Raw genomic sequence first — 713 nt, 5'->3', positions numbered from 1 at the left:
GGAGTGGTGCGGGCGTTCTTGTGCAGGGCAATCAACATGGCTTCACTCCCTGGATAGATTGCAAGGACTCTATCAACTCCTTCAAAACAGCTCGGGCCATGAAGAGTGGATAGCGTTTAGAGTCTATGCAATCGTCCGGGATGCGACACTTAGCCAAGTGATGCAACTTAGGCGGGACCGACGACGACCAGAGGTGAAAAGGCAATTCGTCGATACATATCTCGGCAATCACCGCTGCAAAATCCTTTTCGTAGCAATCCTGAAGAATCTTCAGGTTTGTAGATGGAAAACTGTCCTTGAACTCTTTGTTGAAGTCAGGATAAAAGTACCGAATAAGCGCTGCTTCGTACAACGAAATTCGCTCGGCCTCTGATGTGTTGTAGAGCTTGTCGAGACCTTGCCTGATGCGCGAGGGGCCATCCTCTGTGTTCTGCGCATAGGGATTCATCATTGTGATCAACTGGTTACTCGGCTGAATCTCTAGAAGCAAAAGAGTTATGCGGTGATCAACAGGGGCACCCTTCAACGCAATTTTCTGCAAAGTCTCATGCTTGAGTAGTCGATCTAGGGTCTGTTGAGAATCAACGGGAGTTGATGACAGCAGCCGCAAGATAGATCACGGCCGAGAAGCTGGTGTCCGTCTTGTCGCTGCGCATTGCGATGCGCTTGAACTCTTTGAGCTTGCCGAAGAAGTTCTCTATCAAGTGACGCCA

1 protein-coding gene and 1 pseudogene are annotated in these 713 nt (G+C 49.5%); both read right to left on the bottom strand.

What is annotated here, in order from left to right:
• Positions 1-31 precede the first annotated feature (31 nt).
• Positions 32-451 carry a hypothetical protein gene (locus A1D30_RS18120; RefSeq protein ID WP_199866008.1) on the bottom strand — a complete coding sequence of 140 codons (420 nt, stop codon included), beginning with the start codon at positions 449-451 and terminating at the stop codon, positions 32-34.
• A gap of 130 nt (positions 452-581) precedes the next feature.
• A pseudogene (locus tag A1D30_RS26485) lies at positions 582-713 on the bottom strand (IS5/IS1182 family transposase); the annotation flags it as partial.

The organism is Acidovorax sp. GW101-3H11 (genome assembly GCF_001633105.1).
In the GTDB taxonomy this organism is placed as follows: domain Bacteria; phylum Pseudomonadota; class Gammaproteobacteria; order Burkholderiales; family Burkholderiaceae_C; genus Acidovorax.
The sequence above is the reverse complement of the archived record's forward strand: the minus strand, read 5'-3'. Positions and strand labels throughout refer to the sequence as shown.

Excerpts from the sequence above, each read along its gene's own strand:
- A1D30_RS18120 (WP_199866008.1), bottom strand. The coding sequence starts at position 451 with ATGATGAATCCCTATGCGCAGAACACAGAGGATGGCCCCTCGCGCATC.